This is a genomic window from Nonomuraea monospora (assembly GCF_039531895.1).
In the GTDB taxonomy this organism is placed as follows: domain Bacteria; phylum Actinomycetota; class Actinomycetes; order Streptosporangiales; family Streptosporangiaceae; genus Nonomuraea; species Nonomuraea monospora.
The window spans coordinates 56,890-73,906 of sequence record NZ_BAAAQX010000033.1; the positions used below are offsets into that span (position 1 = coordinate 56,890).

A 17,017-nucleotide genomic window follows, 5' to 3' on the forward strand; every position below is an offset into this window, starting at 1 on the left:
CAAACTCCTTTCCGTCCGCGGCGGCAGGGTCATGCGCCGCCGCCGGACGGCACGTACGTGTTGGTCCAGTCGTTCGGGGTGACGGTCATCACCTTGGGCAGCACCCCGAGCCCGTTGACGAAGTCCAGGGTCTTCTTCCACGTCGCGTCGTCCATCGCGGCGCTCGCCGGCCAGCCGGCCTGCTGGAGGCTGGCCTCCAGCACCGGGACGGGAATGCCCTTCATCTCCTTGGAGGCCAGGTTCAGCAGCTCGTCGTCGTCGAGGTGGGCGCCCATGTACGCGGTGGCCTCCTGGACCGCGGCCACGAACTTCTTGGCGACCTCCGGGTTCTTGTCCAGGTAGTCCTTGCGCGCCACGATCAGCTCGCCGTAGCCGGCCTGCTCGCCCGACCATTCGGGCACCCGCTTGGAGTCGGCCACCACCAGGCCCTCACCGGCCTGCTCGATGGACAGCGGCGTCGGCTGGCCGGTGATGAACCAGTCGATCTGGCCGCTGTTGAGCGCCGCCTTGTTCGCGGCCGGGCTGGGCAGCGACACCCACTTGACCTTGGCCGGGTCGACGCCGCGCGCCTTGAGGAAGTTGCTCGCCTGCGCCTTGGTGTTGGCCGAGCTGGCGCCGCCGATGGAGCCGTCCAGCGCCTTGGCCGCCTCCTCCACCGGGGTGGCGGCGGTCAGCTCGTGGGCGTCGGCGAACTTCTTGCTGACCACGATGCCCAGCGGGTTGCCCAGGCCGTCGGCGGCGACGGCGACCTGCGGCACCCCCTTGGCCAGCGCGGACAGGAAGCCGGTGGGGCTGGAGTTGAGGAAGTGCACCGAGCCCGACTCGAGCGCGGCGGGGCCGGTCGAGGCGTTCGTCGAGACGAACGTGACCTTGAGCCCCTGCTTGTCGAAGTACCCCTTGGCCTGCGCCACCCGCAGCGGCAGGTCGAAGATGCCCTCGCCGCTGCCGACGCTGATCGCGACCGGGCCGCTGCCGCTCTGGCCGCCGGACCCGGAGTCGCCGCACGCGGCCGTCAGCGAGGCGCCGAGGGCCAGGACGCCGGCGAGCGCGACGGCCCGCCAGCGCCTACGGGTCACCGATGCGCGGCTGCCGACGAGAGCGCCGTCCGTGAGGTGGTGTCCCATGTCATCTCCTGTCACCATGCTTCTTCCTGACTGAAGAAGCGCTTCCAGAACTTGAGGCGGGCGGGATCCGCCACGGGGATCGGCCCGAAGGCGTCGCCGAGCTCCATCACCACGGCCGAGCCCGGCGCGTACGCCGGCCAGTGCGGCAGCCCCGGCCCGTTGGGGTCGCCCGTGGCGGCGAAGTTGGCCCAGTACGCGGACATGACCTCGGCGATCCGGTGATCCTCACCGGTCCATCCGGCGCCGCCCCCTGCCGCACCGTCTTCGCGAAGGTTGCCGAACACGAACTCGATCTCCGAGCCGTGCGAGGCGCGCCGCGGGTCCTGGCCCCGCACCGGCGAGGCGTGGGTCCAGTGGTAGGTGTGAACGGGCAGGCCGGCGTGCTCGCTCCAGTCCGCGGCCCACAGGTACGTGGAGACGCGGGCGTTGTCGCGCACCGCCGCGCAGTGCGCCCTGGCCGCCTCGTCGTCGGTGCTCGCCGGGTAGAGCCGCAGGAACTCCTCCGCCAGGGCGCCGAACCTGCGCCGCGCCGCGGCGGTGAAACCGTCCAGCGTGACGTGCACCGGCGGCATGCCAGGACGCCACGTGCCCGCCCCGGCGGCGCGGTAGGTGGCGAACGTGCTCTCCGGCACCGCGCCGCTCTCGTCGAGGTTGTTGCCCGCCAGGTAGCCGACCACGTTCTGCGCGCCCTTGGCGTAGGTGTCCGCGTAGCCCGCCGGGATCACCCAGCCGTCCACCACCGGCCTGAACAGCGGAGGCTTGGCCGGGCCGCCGGTCTCCACCGCGTCGTCCACCGCGGCGTCGCCGTCCACCAGCCGCTGCCAGGGCAGCGACCGCAGCAGGGCTGTTGACGTGCCGCCGCGCTCCTCGGCGTACCGGGTGCCGGAGCGCTCGGCATCGGGCAGCGTCCGGTACGACGTCGCCAGGTAACGCAGCTCGGTGTCGCGGCTGTGCCGGGCGTGGCTCTGCGCGACCGCCCGGTGGAACAGCCCCTCCGCCAGCGGCGACATGGCCAGGAAGTTCACCGCCCCGGCGCCGGCCGACTGACCGGCGATCGTCACCCGCCCCGGGTCGCCGCCGAAGCCGGCGATGTTGCGCCGCACCCAGCGCAGCACCGCCACGCAGTCGAGCAGCCCGTAGTTGCCCGAGGCCCGCTGCCCGGACTCCTCGCTCAGCTCGGGGGTGGCCAGGAAGCCGAGCGCGCCCAGCCGGTAGTTGAAGGTGACCACCACCAGGCCCTTGCGGGCCAGGTGCTCGCCGTCGTAGCGGGGCTCCGCGCCGGAGCCCACGCGGAAGCCGCCGCCGTGGATCCAGACCAGCACGGGACGCCGCTCCCCGGCGTCGGCGGCGGCCGTCCAGACGTTGAGGTACAGGCAGTCCTCGTCCATCGGCAGGCCGGCGCCGACGTCGGCGTTCGGGGCTTGCGGGCACATCGGGCCGAACGCGTCGGCCCTGCGCACCCCGGGCCAGGGCGGCGCCGGGCGCGGCGGTCTCCACCGCGCCTCGCCGACCGCGGGAGCGGCGTAGGGCACGCCACGGAAGACGGTGACCTCGTGGTCCCGCCCCGGCACGCCCTCCACCAGCCCGGATTCGGTTTCCACTGGGTGGCGCATGATTGGGGGGTCCTTTCCTGGCCGTGCGGCGAAACGGCTCGCCGCACGGGGCTGTCAGTCGGCCGCGTGCGTGACGGCAGGGGCGACCGGGGCGGGCGGCTCGGCGAGCCCGGCGTCCTGCCCGGGTGGCGTGTCCTGGCCGGACGGTGCGGCGCGGTCGAGCGCGCCGGCCTGGCCGGATGCGGTGGCCGCGGCGGCGTTGTCGGCGATCGTCTGGAGCAGCAGCGCCCGCCGGGCCGAGGCCACGTGATGGCGCATCGCGGCCACCGCCGCGTCCGGGTTGCGGGTGACGATGGCCAGGAGGATCGCCTGGTGCTCCTCCAGCGACCCGCTGCGCGGGTGCTGCGCGGACAGGTTGCGGTACTGCCGCATGACCAGCGGATACAGCAGCGTGTCGTACGCCCGCGCCAGGATCTCCTGATGCGCGGCCTCCTTCACCTGCTGGTGGAACCTGCGGTTGGCCTGCGAGTACCCCGCCTGGTCACCGAGCCTCTTGCAGCCCTCCATCGCCGCCAGCGTGCCGCGCAGCTCGCCGATCTCCTCCTCGGTGGCCCGCTCGGCGGCCTTGCCGGCCAGCGCCGACTCCAGCACCTCACGCGCCTCCAGGATGTCGGCCGCCTCGGCGGCGGAGAAGCTGCGCGTCCGCACGCCCCGGTTGACCTCGCTGGTGACGTAACCCTCCTGGGTGAGCCGGACCAGCACGGCCCGCATGGTGCTGCGCGAGACGTTGAACCTGCTGGTCAGCTCGACCTCGGTGAGCCGCGTGCCGGGCGGCATGCCGCCCGACAGCAGCAGCGAGCGCAGCCCCTCGTACGCCTGGCTCTGCCGGGTCTGCGAGTTCCTGTCCGGTTCCACGGCGTCGACCATGGAAGTCAGCCCGTGTACCCGAGACTCGGATACAACCGGCGCGCCGTGCCCGCGAAGATCTCCGCGCGGGCGTCCTCAGGCAGGCCGGCGAGCACCTCCTCGGCCAGGCGCACCAGCTCGGGCAGCGACTGCTCGGCGGCCGGGCAGTTCGAGCCCCAGGCGATCCGCCCGGCGCCGAACGACTCGATCACCGGGTCGAGGAAGCCCGCCGCCTCGGCGCCGGCGTCCTGGAGCCGCTCCAGGTTGCGGTGGGTGAGCTTGAGGTGGAGGTTGCCGTGCCGGGCGAGCCTGGCCACCTCGGCGCCCGCGCCGGCGGGCGAGGCGGCGATGTCGGGGTAGCCGATGTGGTCGAGCAGCACCCGCACGCCGGGGAAGCGCTCCAGCACCTCCTCAAGCTGCTTGGTGGCGGGCCCGAGGCGCATCTGCAAGCAGACGGTGACGTCCAGGTCGCCCGCCTTCTCCCAGAACGCGTACGTCTCCGGCGCCGCGAACCACTCACCCTGGACGGGCACCGTGCTGCCGCTGGTGAACAGCCGCACCCCCGCCAGGCCGCCCCCGGCGGTCGCGGCCTCCAGGGCGGCGGCGGCGTCCGGCCGCAGCGGGTCGAAGGTGCCCACCGCGACGAAGCGGCCGGGCCGCCGCGCGGCGCTGTCCACGACGTAGGAGTTGTCGTAGCCGTACGCGGTGGTGGCCTGCACCAGCACGGCCTGCGCGATGCCCGCCTCGTCCATGGCGGCGGCCATCCCGCCGGCGGTGACCGGCCTGGACTCCGCCCACTCCGACTGCTTGCCGCCGAGCGGCGCGCGCGGATATCCGGCCAGGTCATCGGAGATGACATGGCAGTGCGTGTCGATCATGTGCACGTTCTCGTCTTCCTTCCGTACGGGACGCGTCAGGCGTCCTGGTAGTCGCCTTCCGCGAACAGCTCGCGCACGTCCGCCGGGAAGCCCTCGTCCAGCAGCCCCTGATCGCGTGCGAAGCGCACCATCGCGCGCAGGCTCGGCTCGTTGACCCCGATCCCGTAGGGGATGGGGTCGCCGCCGAGCTGCCGCGCCTGGCGGGCCAGCCGGGGCACCGCCGACCAGCCGGGGTCGGCGGCCAGGTGCCGCCGCTTGCTCCCGGCCAGCGCCGCGTACAGCGCGGTGGGCAGGCCGGGGTCGCGTTCGACCAGCTCGGAGCGGATCGCGATCACCGAGTGCAGGGGATAGATGCCGGTGCGCAGGTACCAGTCGGTGGTCAGCACCTCGGCGTCGGCGAACAGCGGATAGTCGTCGCCGGCCTCCTCGGTGGTGAGCCCGGCGGCCGTCCAGTTCGCGCGGGGCGGGCCCGCCCGGCCGGTCCCGGCGTTGCCGGTGAGCGCGGCGTCCAGCTCCCCGGCGCGCAGCAGCTCGCCCAGGGACCGCCCGTCGGTGACGCGTTCGACGTTGGCGGGGACGCGGCCCTCGACGTGGTCGTCGTCGTCCACCACCCAGGTGATCTTCTGGTGCGCCACGCCGTACTCCTCGGACAGCACGCCGCGCACCCACACGCCGGTGCTCACCGAGTACGCCCGCACCCCGATCCGCCGTCCCTCCAGGTCGCGCGGCACCCGGATGCCGGAGCGCGCGCCGCACCGGACGTCCTCGTGGTGGAAGCGCCGGTTCAGGAACACCGGGATCGCGGTGAGCGGCACGCCCGCCTGGCGGGCCATCAGATAGGACACCGGCGCCAGCTCGCACACGTCGAACTCCAGGTCCCTGATCATCCGCCGGTAGGCGGCGATGATCGGCCTGACCTCCACCGGCTCGACGCGGTACCCGTCCACCTCGACGTCGCCGTCCAGCAGCGCCCGTCCGTGCGGGTACTCGCCGAGGGCCACCGAGAGCTTGTCCATTGCCTGCCTTCCGATCCGAGCGTGAGATGTGTGGTGGGGGACCGGCCCCCGATCGCCGGCCATCCGGCCTCAGCCGCCCAGGCGGGACGGCGGGACGCCGAGCGCCGCGCAGGAACGCGCGACCAGCTCGTCGAAGTCCACCGGCCGGGGCAGCGCGTCCTGCTCCAGCGCGTACGCCGCCGCCTGCGTCACCGGCCCGCGCAGCGCCTCGAAGCCGACCGGGTTCATGTCCACGGGACCGTTGCGAGGGGTGGCGGCCAGTACGTCGCGCATCGCGTCGTACGCCGCGAGGATCGCCGCCGAGTACGCGCCCGCCGCCCGCTCGCCGACGCCCACCACGTGATTGACCGGGACGAACCCCTTGTCCTTCGACCAGGCCGTGGCGACCGTCGCGGGGTCGGGGATCGCGGTGCGGACGCGGTCGTCCGACGGCAGCTCGTTGCCCATGATCCCGAAGTCGACGCGGCCCTCCAGGAAGTCCGCCTGGAGGCGGGCGCCCTCCGGCGCGCGGCGCACCCACGACGGGTCCGCCTGGCCGTCCACGTGGCCGCCCTCGTACACGACCCAGTCGACCTTGCGCAGGTCCACGCCGAACTGCTCGCTGAGGAACCCGCGCACCCAGACGCCGGTGGTCTGGCTCCACGAGCGGATGCCCACGGTGCGGCCCTCGACGTCGTCCACCGTCAGGTCGCCGCAGGTCACCAGCGTCTGGTGCTGGAAGCGGCCGAGCGCGGTGACCGGGAGCAGCAGCACCGGCCGCCCGTGCGCGACGGCCTGCAGCAGCGTCACGATCGGCAGCTCGCACAGGTCCGCCGACGACTCGGCGATCATGGGGCGGGCGGCCCTGTTCACCGGGCGCACGTCCAGCCGCTCCGCCTGCGTGCCGGTCCCGCGCGCGGCCGCCCGCACGGCGTCCGCGAGGTCGTCTCGGCCCAGAACGAACTTCACTTGCTCTCCCTCGGGTGGAACCGTTCGTGGTGCCGGCGCAGCAGGTCGATGCCGTAGTCGCCGCCGTTCGGCGTGCGGACCACGGTGTGGATGTGCCGCCGCGTCGGCGTGTCGTTGTCGAACATGACGCCGGCCTGGTGCTCGAACTCGATGAGGATCACCGGGCTGTGGATCCGGTAGTAGAAGACGTCGTTCACGTCGCCGATCCAGGAGAAGTACGTCTCCCGCTCATGCGCGAGGACCTCCTCCATCCGGACGGCGGCCTGGTCGTCGCGGGCCCTGTTCACGTACAGGCCGATCAGGTCGGCGGCGATCGCCCGCTGCGGCCCGCTCAGCTCGCCCAGGGGCAGGCCCGCGTAGTTCAGCTCGAAGTTGTCGCGGAACGCGCCGGCGAACAGGTCGGGCGGCATCTCCTCGGCGATCACCGCGCGGTCGCGCTGCTCGCCGGTCAGGCTGTGGAAGAGCCGCTCGCCGACGGCCTCCTCGCGGCGGAACGCGGTGGTGCCCGCGTACCTGCCGGACTCGGCGACCACCGGCTCCGCGCCGAGGAACGACGGCGTGAGCACCATCTGGTCGCCGACGAACACGCAGTTGACGCAGACGTGGTGGCCGTCGAGCTGCCAGCCCCACGGGCGGCCCTTCTCCGGCGAGCCGTAGACGCTGAACCAGTACATCCACTCGTTGAGCAGGTGCTCCTCGCCGCGCAGCTCGCCGATCGTCAGGTTGAGCCGCATCATGTCGATGACCTGCGTGTATCCGTACGCGCTGAGGCTGTCGCGGACGAGGGCCAGCGCCCTGTCACGCTTGGCCTGGTCGAGGTCCTCCAGGCACAGCCCGTGGCGCAGGAAGTAGCGGGCGCCGTTCGCCCAGTGCCGCCAGGTCACGTCGTCCATGCCGAACCTGCCCTGCGCCAGCTCCCGCGGAGTCAGCGCGGCCAGGTAGTCCTCGGCCGTCCGCCGCACGCCGGCCACGTCCAGGCCGGTGGTGCGCAGCGGGAACAGGCCCGGCCGCACGCCCTCGGAGGTGGCGACGCCGCGGAACGGCTCGTCGGCCGCGCGCCGCCGCCAGTCGATCTTCGCCAGCAGTTCCGGCGTGAACTCGGCCGGTTTCCTGGTGGGGGCGTGGCCCCGCTGTCGCAGTCCCGTCATCGCAAGAGGTCCGTTTCCTTCTCGATCGCGCCGACGTCGATGGGCGAGCGCACCAGCTCCTGTTCGAGGGCGTACCGGGAGGCGAGGGCCAGGCAGCCGGCCAGCTCCTCGCTCCAGCCCGCGGCGACCGCGCGCCCGGCGGGCGAGTCGTCGCGGCCGGCCGCGGTGGCGTCGATCGCCTCCGTCAGCGCGTGGTAGAGGGCGCGCACCGCGCCGGGGGCGGCGCGCAGCACGTCGTCGCGGACGACGACCACGTGGTTGGCCGGGACGAAGCCGTGGCGCTCCACGTAGGCCCGCGCCGCCGCGTCCGCGTCCTGGATGACCGGGACGAGGCCCTCGCCCTGGCCGCCGATCGCCCGGGGGCCCAGCACGGCGGCGGCGACGTCGCCGTCCCGCAGCAGGTCGGCGACCCGGCCGGCCGACGAGCGGGTCACGTACGCAGGCTCCCGATACTGGCGCACGTGCGGCTCTTCCGTGGTGACCCAGGTGACGTCCGAGGACTCCAGGCCGTACTCCTCGCGCAGGATGCCGCGTACCCACAGGCCCGTGGTCTGGCTGTAGGCCCGCACCCCGACGCGCCTGCCCGCCAGGTCGGCCGGCGCGAGCGCCGGGCCGTCCGGCAGGCGGGTGAGCGAGCCGTGGTGAGTGCCGCCGATCAGCACCACGGGCAGCAGGGTGATCGGCACGCCCGCCTCGCGGGCCTGGAGGTAGGTCGCCAGGGCCAGCTCGCAGACGTCGAACTCCAGGTCGCGGACCATGCGGGCGAACGCCCTGTGCAGGGGCGCCGTCTCGGTGAACCGGCAGGTCACGCCCTCGACGGGGATCGTTCCCGCCTTGAGCGGCCGCGTGTGCGGGTAGTCGCCGAGTTGGACGGTGAGCGCGGTCATCACACGTCCTCGCCGTGCAGGAGGCGGCGATACGGGACGCTCATCACGCCGCGGCTGATGCGCACGTCGATCACGGTCGGGCGGGGCGCGCGCACGTACTCCGCGAGGGCGGCGCGCAGCTCGCCCGCCGTCCTGACCGTGGCCCCGCCGCCGCCCAGCGCCACCGCGACCGGGCCCAGCTCGGGTGTCGGGATCAGCGCCAGCTCAGGGTCCAGCCCGGCCGCCGCCGCCTTGTGGAACTCGGCGCCGAGCCCCTCGTCGTTCATGACGACGACCAGGATCGGGATGCCGTACCGGCAGGCCGTCTCGAACTCCGGCAGGTGCATCAGGAAACTGGCGTCGCCCTCCACCACGAAGGCCGGCCTGTTGCCGTTGGCCACGATCGACCCGATGGTCAGCAGCGGGGCCTGGCCGATGGCGCCGAACATGCCGTAGTTCGACAGCACGTCGCGGGAGCGCTGGAAGAGCATGGTGCCGAAGTCCGTCTGGTGCCCGCTGCCCAGCACCAGGCCGATCTCGGCGGGGATCTCCTCGTCCAGGACGTGGATCACCTCGCGCGGGTCCATCCGGCCCGGCTCACCGCGGAACTCCGCGGGCGCGACCAGCGGGGCGGTCAGCCGGTGCAGCACCTCCGCCGTGTGGTAGCCCTCGATCCGGCCGTCCAGCGCCTGGCTGAGCTGGGTGAGGCCGGTGACCGCGTCGGCCCTGAGGTAGGCGTCGGCCACCGCGCCGTTGCCCATGACCAGGTGCGGAGCCGTGTCGATCTGGACGTATCGGGCGTCGGGGAACAGGTAGCCGTGCTCGATCGTGTAGTGGTTCAGGCTGGCGCCCACCGCGATCACGCAGTCGGCCTCCTGCAGCAGCTCCATCGCGACCTTGTTGCCGTACAGGCCGGCGATGCCCACGTGGTAGTCGCTGTCGCCGCACAGCCAGTTCTTCGCCTGGAGGGTGGTGGCCAGCAGGGCGCCGGTCTGCTCCTGGAGGCGCAGGATCTGCTCGCCGGCGTCCGCGCGGCGGGCCCCGCGCCCGGCGATGATGACCACGCGCTTGCTCGACCGGATGATGTCGCGGGCCCGCTCGACGGCGGCCGGGTCGGGCAGCGAGCACACCCGCGGGATGAGGGCGGTGGAGGGCACGTAGTCGTCGAGCTCCTCGCACTCCTGCTTCTGCACGTCGATCGGCGCGCTGACCATGATCGGCCGGGACTCGGTCCTGGCCAGGTAGAACGCCTTCTGCACGGCTTCCGCCGCGAGGTCGGCCCGCGACACGTGCACGAACCCGCACTCGATCGCGGCGGCGAAGCGCCGCTGGTCCAGGTACTGCACGGCGCCCTGGTCGCCCCACGGCGTCTCGCCGCAGAAGGCCACCAGCGGCGTACGCGCCCGGCTGGCCACGATCATCGACGTGGCGAGCTGCGCGGTGCCCGGCCCGCTGGTCGTCGTCACGACGCCCGGCTGCCCCTTCGCCCGCGCCCACCCGTCGGCCATGCCCAGGCCGGAGCCCTCGTGCCGCACCTCGAACAGCCGCACGCCCCGCTGGGCCAGGGCGTTCATCCAGTGCATGTTGGCGTCGCCCATCATGCCGAACACGTCGCTGGTGCCCTCCGCGACGAACGCCTGGGCCAGAGCCTCGTAGACCTTCATTTCAGAGCTCCTTCAAGCCGGCCGAACACGCGCAGCGCGTTGCCGCCGTAGATCGCCTCGTCCGCCGTGCCGATGGAGTCCAGCACGTACTTCGTGTCGTCGAACCGCCGCCCGGTCTCGGGGTCCACGGCGCGGACGGCGCCGATCATCTCCGAGGCGAACAGGATGTTCTCCTGCGGGATGACGTCCAGCAGCAGCTCCATGCCGCGCCGGTGGTAGACGCAGGTGTCGAAGAAGACGTTGTTCAGCACCGCCTCCTCCAGCGGCGGCCGGCCCTGGTCGATCATGAACCCGCGATAGCGGCCCCAGTGGTACGGCACCGCGCCGCCGCCGTGCGGGATGATCAACTTCAGCGTCGGGAAGTCGACGAACAGATCGGACATGCAGAGCTGCATGAAGACCGCGGTGTCGCCGTTCAGGTAGTGGGCGCAGGTGCCCTGCAGCGCGGGGTTGCGCGACATCGCGACGTGGATCATCGCGGGCACGTCCAGCTCGACCAGCTTCTCGTAGAGCGGGTAGTAGACCCGGTCCGTCAGCGGCGGCGCCTGCCAGTGCCCGTCGGAGGGGTCGGGGTTGAGCAGGCAGCCGACGAACCCCAGCTCCTCGACGCACCGCTCCAGCTCGGCGACGCTGTTGCCGATCGAGGCGGGCAGGGCGTCGCCCGGCGACTGCGGAAGCTGGCAGGCCCCGACGAACCGGCCGGGGAACAGCCCGCACACCCGGGCGATCAGGTCGTTGCTGACCCGCGACCAGTCCAGGCTGGTCCGCTCGTCGCCGTAGTGGTGGGCCATCTTGCCCGCGCCGGGGGAGAAGATCGTGACGTCGGTGCCGCGCTCGCGCTGCAGCTTGAGCTGGCCGTTCTCGATGGCGGCACGGATCTCGTCGTCGCCGATGCTCAGCTCGTCAGGGGAGACGCGCGCCCCCGTCGACTCGAACGCCTCGATCTGCCGCTGCCGCCACCGGCCGAGCGCGGGCGGCGCGGTGGTGAAATGACCGTGACAGTCGATGATCATGAATCACTCCTGGTGAGGGTGCGGCCCAGGTCCAGGCCCGGGTACGAGCGCACCGGGGCCGACATCAGGAACCGGTAGCCGTCGTCCAGCACCTGCTTGACGTTGTCGGCGGTGACATGCGGATGGCCGACGGCCACGCCCCGCTCGCCGCAGACGTCGAGGATGCGGCGCTTGGCCTCCATCACGCGCGGATGGTCGTACTGGCGGGGCACGCCCAGCTCCTGGCTCAGGTCGCCCTCGCCGGGCAGCACCAGGCCGATGCCGGGGACCTGGTCGAGGATGTCCGGCAGGTTCTCCACGCCGCGCTGGCTCTCGATCATCAGGCCGACGAGGATCTCGCCGTCCGGGTCGAGCGGCCAGACGTCGCTCCTGGCGTAGTACTCCTGGTTCGACACGCCCCAGTAGCGGGCCGCCGCCGCCGGGCTGTCGCCCCGCACGCCCGCCGGCTCGTAACGCTCGGTGCCCGGCAGGCGCGGGTAGCGGCAGGCCGCCACCGCGTTGTACGCCTCCTCCACCGAGGTGACGTGCGGCCACACGATGCCGTACGCGCCCAGGTCCAGCGCCTGCTTGGCGTGCCACTGCGCCTTCTCGCCGCCGTTGGCCGGGATGCGCACCAGCGGGGTGACGCTGGCCGCCAGGCTGTCGGACTGGAAGATCTGGCGGCGGTTCAGCAGGTACTGCAGGCTGTCGCGCAGCGCTATGACGTCCCACGGCTTGTGCTCGGCCTCGAAGATCAGGCCGTCGTAGCCGGCCGTGCTGAACTCGACGGCCACCGACGGGTCGGCGGCGGCGAAGGACGCGAAGACGTGCCGTCCCGCCGCCAGGCCGTCGATCACCCTATTGAGCCTGGGCATTGCCTGTGCCCGCCTCCTTCGACTGGTGGATGGTCATTTGTGCTGGGTGGCGCCGCCGCCTCAGCCGCGCCCACCAGGCGCGCAACCGCCCGAACAACCCGCCGGGCAACGGCGCCGCCCCCTTGGCGGTGCCCGCACCCGCGCCTGCGCCTGCGGTGGTGCCTGCGCCTGCGCCTGCGCCTGCGCCTGCGCCTGCGCCTGCGGCGGTGCCTGCGCCTGCGCCTGCGGCGGTGCCTGCGCCCGCGCCTGCGGCGGTGCCCGCGCCTGCACCCGCACCAGCACCAGCGCCTGCGGCCGTGCCTGCGCTTGCACCCGCACCCGCACCCGCGCCAGCACCAGCACCAGCACCAGCGCCTGTGCTTGCGCCTGCGTCTGTGGTTGCGGCGGTGCCTGCGGCCGTGCCTGCATTGGGGGGCGCGCCGGCCGTGGCCGCCGCGTCGGTGGTGGTGGGGGTGGCGCAGTGCTGGATGAGCCGGTCGGAGAACTCCCTGGTCATCCGCGTGACCACGGCGCCCGCCCCCGACTCGACCAGCCCGGCGAGCTTGCCGTTGATGCTGATCTCCCCGCTCACCGCCACCCGCGCCCCATCGGCCCCTTCCACCACCCGGAAGGTGGCGTCCGCGGTGAACCGGGTGGCCCGCTGCCCGTCCCGCCCGCGCGCCGACAGCCGCCCCTCGAACTCGTCAGGGGTCAGCTCCAGCGTCACCCGGGCGGCGAACTTCACCCGCACCGCGCCGAACTTGACGACCAGCGTCCCGTCGAACGAGCCGTCCTCGTGGGCCGCCCCCAGCTCGGCGCCGCCGATGCAGGACACGACCTGCGCCGGGTCCGAGATGACCTCCCACACGCGAGAGCGGGGGCTCGGGACGGCGATCTCCTCAGTGATCGATATCAAGGTTGCCGCCCTCGCCTCACGCCGTCGCGTCCGAGGTCGCGGGCTCGGAGCTGAACAGGCTCCAGAGGTCGTTGTAGAGCTCGGCGAACTCGCGGGAGTCGACGAGCGAGCTGATCTTGCGCGGCCGTTCGAACGGGACGGGCAGCACGCGGCGGATCCGTCCGGGCCCCTCTGACATCACGACCACCTCGTCGGCCAGGTAGATGGCCTCGTTGAGGTCGTGGGTGACGAAGACGAGCGTGCCGTTCTGCTCCTCCCACAGGTTGAGCAGGTCCTGCTGGAGCCGGAGCCGGGTGATGGCGTCCAGGGGGCCGAAGGGCTCGTCCATCAGCACGATCGACGGGTCGTAGATGAGCGCCCGCGCGATGGCGACGCGCTTCTGCATGCCGCCGGACAGCTCACGCGGGAAGTGGTTCTCGAACCCGGTGAGCCCGACCACCTTGATCCAGTGGTCGATCCGCGCGTCGCGCTCCTCCTTGGGGACCTTGCGGAACTTCAGCGCCAGGCCGATGTTGGCTTTCACGCTGAGCCAGGGGAGCAGGTTGGCCTGCTGGGTGACGTACGCGGCCTCGGAGTTCACCCCGGTGACCCGCTCGCCGTCGAAGTGCACGTCCCCCTGCGTCGGGAAGAGCAGCCCCGCGGCCAGGTTCAGGATGGTGCTCTTGCCGCACCCGCTGGGCCCGATCACCGCGACGAACTTGCCGCGCCCGACCTGGAACGACACGTCCTCGATGGCGGGCCGGTGAGCTCCGGGGAACTCCAGGGTCACGTGCTCGAAACGAAGTGCGTCCGGTTGGGGGGCGAGATGGTCGTTGGACAACATGTGCCTCCTTGACCGCCGGAAGCGGCGGTAGGGAAGTTTGTGTGCGTATGTCCGGGTGGTGGCGACACCCGTGCGCACAGTCGCTGATGCGTTGGTTCGTGGTTGGTGCGTCTGGCGTTCCCACGCCGATCCGCTCGCCTGCTTCGTGACTGAAGGATTGTCCGACAAGCGATGAACGAAACGTAACAGCGGCGACTCATAACCGCAAGACTCCGCATCCTGTGAGAAACCTGATTGTCCAACAATCGCCATCGGTACTAGACGATCAGCCCTGGGCGGCCTCAGACTGTGGCACTACGTGGTTGGTGTCCGGCGCTCTCATGACCGTGTTCCTCGCGGACAGAGAGGCCATCGCACCATGTGGGACCTTGAACACCCTGAGACCGACACCTCGCCGGCCTGGCGGCCCTCCCGCAGGAAGGTGCTGGGCGCGCTGGCGGCGTCTGCCGTCGCGGCGACGCTCACCGGCGCGCGCGCCGCGAGAGCGCAGACCGGCTCCCGGCCGGAGCTGCTCTACATCGGCACCTGGCGTGGCACCCAGGTGAACGGCGCCCGCTTCGACGCGGGCGACGCCACCCTGACGTCGCTCGGCGTCGTCGCGCAGGTCAACTCGAGCTGGCAGGCCAAACACCCGTCCAAGCCCGTCCTGTACGTCGGCAGTGGCGACGCCGGCGGCACCGTCTCCGCGTTCACGATCGACAGGACCAGCGGCGCGCTCGCCCTGATCGGCAAGGTGACGACGGACAGCGCGGGCACCGCGGGCGGCCTGTCGTACATCGGCGTCGACCGGCACTCGGGCACCGTCCTGGCGGCGAACTTCGCCGCCGGCCTGACCGCCGCCCTGCCGATCGTGCGCGACGGCGGGCTCGGCTCCCCGGCGTCCATCGTGGTCGACACCGGCTCGGGCCCGCACCCGCGCCAGGCGGGCCCGCACCCGCACCACGTGGTCGTGGACCCGACCGGCAGGTACGCGCTGGTCGCCGACTTCGGCGCCGACCGCGTGTTCGCCTACCGCTTCGACCGCGCCACCCGCGTCCTGACCCCCGGCCCGGTCGCCTACGCGGTCAACCCCGGCTCAGGCCCGCGCCGCCTGTGCTTCCACCCCAACGGCCGCACCCTCTACCTGCTGAACGAGCTGACCGCCGACCTCCAGGTCCTCGGCTGGAACCCCAGGACCGGGGAGATCACGCAGGTGCAGAGCCTGTCCACCGACTCGCCCGAGTACACCGGCGCCAAGAGCGGGGCCGAGCTGGGCATGAGCCGCGACGGCCGCTTCGTCTACGCCTCCAACCGGGGCGAGCACACGATCGTCGTGTTCGCCGCCGACCGCAGGACCGGCCGGCTCACGCTCGTCCAGCGCGTGCCCTGCGGCGGGACGTCGCCGTGGAGCTTCACCATCCACCGGAGCAACCGGTGGATGTTCGTGGCGAACCAGGTCAGCAGCACCGTCAACCTGTTCGCGCTCGACCCGCGCTCCGGCAGGCTGACCGACACGGGCACGTCCATGGCCGTGCCGAACCCGGATTGCGTCACGTTCGCCTAGGCGCACCGGAGGATGATCGTTACCCTGCCAGCATGCCACTGAGTCTGCGATCATCCGGCGCGGCGGCCGTGACCGCCGCCGCGCTCGCCACCACCGCCCTCGCGCCGGCGGCGCCCGCAGCCGCCGCCGACCGCGTCTTACGGGTCTACAGCAACAACCTCGAAAATCTGGTGTTCAACAACGCCGACGGCACCTGCACCCGCGTCTCGGGCCCCGACCACCTGCGCTCCATGCTGGTCGACGACAACGGCGCGACCGGCACCTCCGGCGTGCAGGCCCCCGACCTGCTCATCGTCCAGCAGGTACGCGGCACGGGCCAGGCCGGCGCCTACGCCGACCAGCTCTCGGCCAAGTTCGGCTACGCGGCGGGCACGTACCAGGCGATCGTCGCCTGGGACGACCCCGAGCCGTGGGGCGGCAGCCACCACTGCAGCCAGCAGGACCTCGGCGACCTGAAGAAGAAGCAGACCAACGCCATCCTCTACAACACCAGGACGCTCAGCCTCGGCGACACCTCCAAGTACTGGAGCGCGGGCTGGCTCAAGCCCGGCACCGCCTACGACGGCGGCGCCGGCTGCACGCTGTACAAGCCGCCGAGCAACGACGCCAGCGCCGCCAACACCCACAAGTGGAAGCGCACCAGCGCCATCGCGGCGCGCTTCACCATCAAGGCGACGGGCACGTCCGTCTTCGCCGCCACCATGCACCTGCCCGAGCAGAACGGCGCCAACGCCTGCGCCGGAGACGGCGACACCGGCATCGGCGGCTCCGGCATCCACGTCGGCGCCGACGCCACCAGCCTGATGAACGCCTCGACCATCCGCGTCATCGGCGTCGACGCCAACCGCGCCGGCATCGCCCCCGCCACGCTCAGCGGCTTCGGCATGACCGGCTACGGGACCAAGGCCACCATGGGCGCCAAGAAGATCGACTACCTGTTCGTCAAGGGCGCCGTGCGGTCGTCGAGCGTCGGCCACACGGTGAGCGGCACCAGGTCGAACCACCTGGCGCTGTACGGGTTCATCACGTACTGAGCCCGTCAGGGGCGGCGCAGGGAGGCCAGGTAGCCGCGCAAGGTCGCCATCGTACGCTCCGAGCTCCACATCCTCAGCACCTCGACGTCGTCCGACGCCTGGAACGCGCGGACCCGTTCGAGGGCGGGCGTGTGGAGCTGGCGCTTGGAGAAGGCGTACACGTCGGACGGCACCGCGCACAGCTCCTCCGCGCGCCGCAGCGCCTCCGTCACCAGCCGGTCGGGCTCCACCACCTCGTGCACCAGCCCGATCTCCGCCGCCCGCCCGGCCGGCAGCCGCTCCGCCCTGAGCACCATCGTGTCCAGCGCCGGGCCGACCGCGTGCCGCATCACCTCCAGCGGCACCGTCGGAAACGGCACCCCGGCCGCCAGCTCGGTCAGCCCGATCGTGCCGCCCGACATCAGCCGCACGTCGCAGGCCGCCGCCAGCACGCACCCGCCCGCCAGCGCGTGCCCGTTCACGGCGGCCACCACCGGCTTCGGATGCCCGAACAGCGCCAGCACCGCCTCGCTCAGCGCCGGCAGGAACTTCTCGACGTAACCGGGACCGCCCTCCACGATCCGCTTCAGGTCCACGCCCGCCGAGAACGCCCGGCCGCCGCCCGTCACCACCACCGCGCGGGCGTCGGCCACCGAGGCCAGCACCTCGGGAACGGCGCTCAGCAGCTCCAGGTCCAGGACGTTCACCGGGCCGTTGGCCAGGGTCAGCACGGCGATGCCGCCGTGGTCGGCTGTCTCGATCATCTGAGGTCC

General features: G+C 72.4%; 16 protein-coding genes. 2 read left to right on the forward strand and 14 right to left on the reverse strand.

Annotated features, from left to right (window positions below; all coding sequences use genetic code 11):
• Positions 1 to 29: 29 nt before the first annotated feature.
• The 13 genes from ABD331_RS44330 to ABD331_RS44390 all read right to left on the reverse strand — a co-directional run bounded on the left by ABD331_RS44330 (position 30) and on the right by ABD331_RS44390 (position 13,688).
• Entirely contained in the window at positions 30 to 1,124 is a 1,095-nt protein-coding gene (locus ABD331_RS44330) for an ABC transporter substrate-binding protein (RefSeq protein ID WP_344489184.1), read from the reverse strand.
• 11 nt (positions 1,125 to 1,135) lie between these two features.
• The gene (locus tag ABD331_RS44335; protein ID WP_344489186.1) at positions 1,136 to 2,737 is read right to left on the reverse strand and encodes a carboxylesterase/lipase family protein; all 1,602 of its coding nucleotides are present in this window, start codon (positions 2,735 to 2,737) and stop codon (positions 1,136 to 1,138) included.
• A gap of 54 nt (positions 2,738 to 2,791) precedes the next feature.
• Positions 2,792 to 3,592: a GntR family transcriptional regulator gene (locus ABD331_RS44340; protein WP_344489188.1), complete on the reverse strand. Its 801-nt coding sequence runs from the start codon at positions 3,590 to 3,592 to the stop codon at positions 2,792 to 2,794.
• Between the two features lie 17 nt (positions 3,593 to 3,609).
• A complete protein-coding gene (locus ABD331_RS44345) occupies positions 3,610 to 4,461 on the reverse strand; it encodes an amidohydrolase family protein (RefSeq protein WP_344489191.1) in 852 nt (283 codons plus the stop codon).
• Positions 4,462 to 4,496: 35 nt separating this feature from the next.
• Positions 4,497 to 5,477 carry a substrate-binding domain-containing protein gene (locus ABD331_RS44350; RefSeq protein ID WP_344489195.1) on the reverse strand — a complete coding sequence of 327 codons (981 nt, stop codon included), beginning with the start codon at positions 5,475 to 5,477 and terminating at the stop codon, positions 4,497 to 4,499.
• Positions 5,478 to 5,546: 69 nt separating this feature from the next.
• The gene (locus ABD331_RS44355; RefSeq protein WP_344489198.1) at positions 5,547 to 6,425 is read right to left on the reverse strand and encodes a hypothetical protein; all 879 of its coding nucleotides are present in this window, start codon (positions 6,423 to 6,425) and stop codon (positions 5,547 to 5,549) included.
• Positions 6,422 to 7,573, reverse strand: a complete 1,152-nt coding sequence (locus ABD331_RS44360; RefSeq protein ID WP_344489201.1) for a DUF3500 domain-containing protein — start codon at positions 7,571 to 7,573, stop codon at positions 6,422 to 6,424. The genes ABD331_RS44355 and ABD331_RS44360 overlap by 4 nt, the downstream gene beginning before the upstream one ends.
• Entirely contained in the window at positions 7,570 to 8,460 is an 891-nt protein-coding gene (locus tag ABD331_RS44365) for a substrate-binding domain-containing protein (RefSeq protein ID WP_344489204.1), read from the reverse strand. The genes ABD331_RS44360 and ABD331_RS44365 overlap by 4 nt, the downstream gene beginning before the upstream one ends.
• Positions 8,460 to 10,103 (reverse strand): thiamine pyrophosphate-binding protein, encoded by a 1,644-nt coding sequence (locus ABD331_RS44370; RefSeq protein WP_344489207.1) that lies wholly within the window; start codon positions 10,101 to 10,103, stop codon positions 8,460 to 8,462. Before ABD331_RS44370 ends, ABD331_RS44365 begins: the two co-directional genes overlap by 1 nt.
• Entirely contained in the window at positions 10,100 to 11,116 is a 1,017-nt protein-coding gene (locus ABD331_RS44375; RefSeq protein WP_344489210.1) for an amidohydrolase family protein, read from the reverse strand. The genes ABD331_RS44370 and ABD331_RS44375 overlap by 4 nt, the downstream gene beginning before the upstream one ends.
• On the reverse strand, positions 11,113 to 11,970 hold the full coding sequence (locus tag ABD331_RS44380) for an HpcH/HpaI aldolase family protein (RefSeq protein WP_344489212.1): 858 nt from the start codon (positions 11,968 to 11,970) through the stop codon (positions 11,113 to 11,115). The genes ABD331_RS44375 and ABD331_RS44380 overlap by 4 nt, the downstream gene beginning before the upstream one ends.
• Complete coding sequence (locus ABD331_RS44385; RefSeq protein WP_344489216.1) at positions 11,954 to 12,865, reverse strand: SRPBCC domain-containing protein; 912 nt, start codon at positions 12,863 to 12,865, stop codon at positions 11,954 to 11,956. The genes ABD331_RS44380 and ABD331_RS44385 overlap by 17 nt, the downstream gene beginning before the upstream one ends.
• 16 nt (positions 12,866 to 12,881) lie before the next feature.
• Entirely contained in the window at positions 12,882 to 13,688 is an 807-nt protein-coding gene (locus ABD331_RS44390) for an ABC transporter ATP-binding protein (protein WP_344489219.1), read from the reverse strand.
• Between the two features lie 358 nt (positions 13,689 to 14,046).
• Between ABD331_RS44390 and ABD331_RS44395 the strand changes: the two genes are divergently transcribed.
• Together ABD331_RS44395 and ABD331_RS44400 are read left to right on the forward strand one after the other, a co-directional pair.
• Positions 14,047 to 15,231, forward strand: a complete 1,185-nt coding sequence (locus ABD331_RS44395; protein WP_344489222.1) for a lactonase family protein — start codon at positions 14,047 to 14,049, stop codon at positions 15,229 to 15,231.
• Positions 15,232 to 15,263: 32 nt separating this feature from the next.
• The gene (locus ABD331_RS44400) at positions 15,264 to 16,265 is read left to right on the forward strand and encodes a hypothetical protein (RefSeq protein WP_344489225.1); all 1,002 of its coding nucleotides are present in this window, start codon (positions 15,264 to 15,266) and stop codon (positions 16,263 to 16,265) included.
• Between the two features lie 5 nt (positions 16,266 to 16,270).
• Here ABD331_RS44400 and ABD331_RS44405 read toward each other — a convergent pair whose 3' ends face one another.
• On the reverse strand, positions 16,271 to 17,008 hold the full coding sequence (locus tag ABD331_RS44405) for an enoyl-CoA hydratase/isomerase family protein (protein WP_344489228.1): 738 nt from the start codon (positions 17,006 to 17,008) through the stop codon (positions 16,271 to 16,273).
• Between the last annotated feature and the right edge of the window lie 9 nt (positions 17,009 to 17,017).

Coding starts and splice junctions, on each gene's coding strand:
- ABD331_RS44360 (WP_344489201.1), bottom strand. CDS start 7,573: ATGACGGGACTGCGACAGCGGGGCCACGCCCCCACCAGGAAACCGGCC.
- ABD331_RS44400 (WP_344489225.1), top strand. CDS start 15,264: ATGCCACTGAGTCTGCGATCATCCGGCGCGGCGGCCGTGACCGCCGCC.
- ABD331_RS44330 (WP_344489184.1), bottom strand. CDS start 1,124: ATGGGACACCACCTCACGGACGGCGCTCTCGTCGGCAGCCGCGCATCG.
- ABD331_RS44390 (WP_344489219.1), bottom strand. CDS start 13,688: ATGTTGTCCAACGACCATCTCGCCCCCCAACCGGACGCACTTCGTTTC.
- ABD331_RS44345 (WP_344489191.1), bottom strand. CDS start 4,461: ATGATCGACACGCACTGCCATGTCATCTCCGATGACCTGGCCGGATAT.
- ABD331_RS44395 (WP_344489222.1), top strand. CDS start 14,047: ATGTGGGACCTTGAACACCCTGAGACCGACACCTCGCCGGCCTGGCGG.
- ABD331_RS44405 (WP_344489228.1), bottom strand. CDS start 17,008: ATGATCGAGACAGCCGACCACGGCGGCATCGCCGTGCTGACCCTGGCC.
- ABD331_RS44335 (WP_344489186.1), bottom strand. CDS start 2,737: ATGCGCCACCCAGTGGAAACCGAATCCGGGCTGGTGGAGGGCGTGCCG.
- ABD331_RS44375 (WP_344489210.1), bottom strand. CDS start 11,116: ATGATCATCGACTGTCACGGTCATTTCACCACCGCGCCGCCCGCGCTC.
- ABD331_RS44365 (WP_344489204.1), bottom strand. CDS start 8,460: ATGACCGCGCTCACCGTCCAACTCGGCGACTACCCGCACACGCGGCCG.
- ABD331_RS44370 (WP_344489207.1), bottom strand. CDS start 10,103: ATGAAGGTCTACGAGGCTCTGGCCCAGGCGTTCGTCGCGGAGGGCACC.
- ABD331_RS44380 (WP_344489212.1), bottom strand. CDS start 11,970: ATGCCCAGGCTCAATAGGGTGATCGACGGCCTGGCGGCGGGACGGCAC.
- ABD331_RS44350 (WP_344489195.1), bottom strand. CDS start 5,477: ATGGACAAGCTCTCGGTGGCCCTCGGCGAGTACCCGCACGGACGGGCG.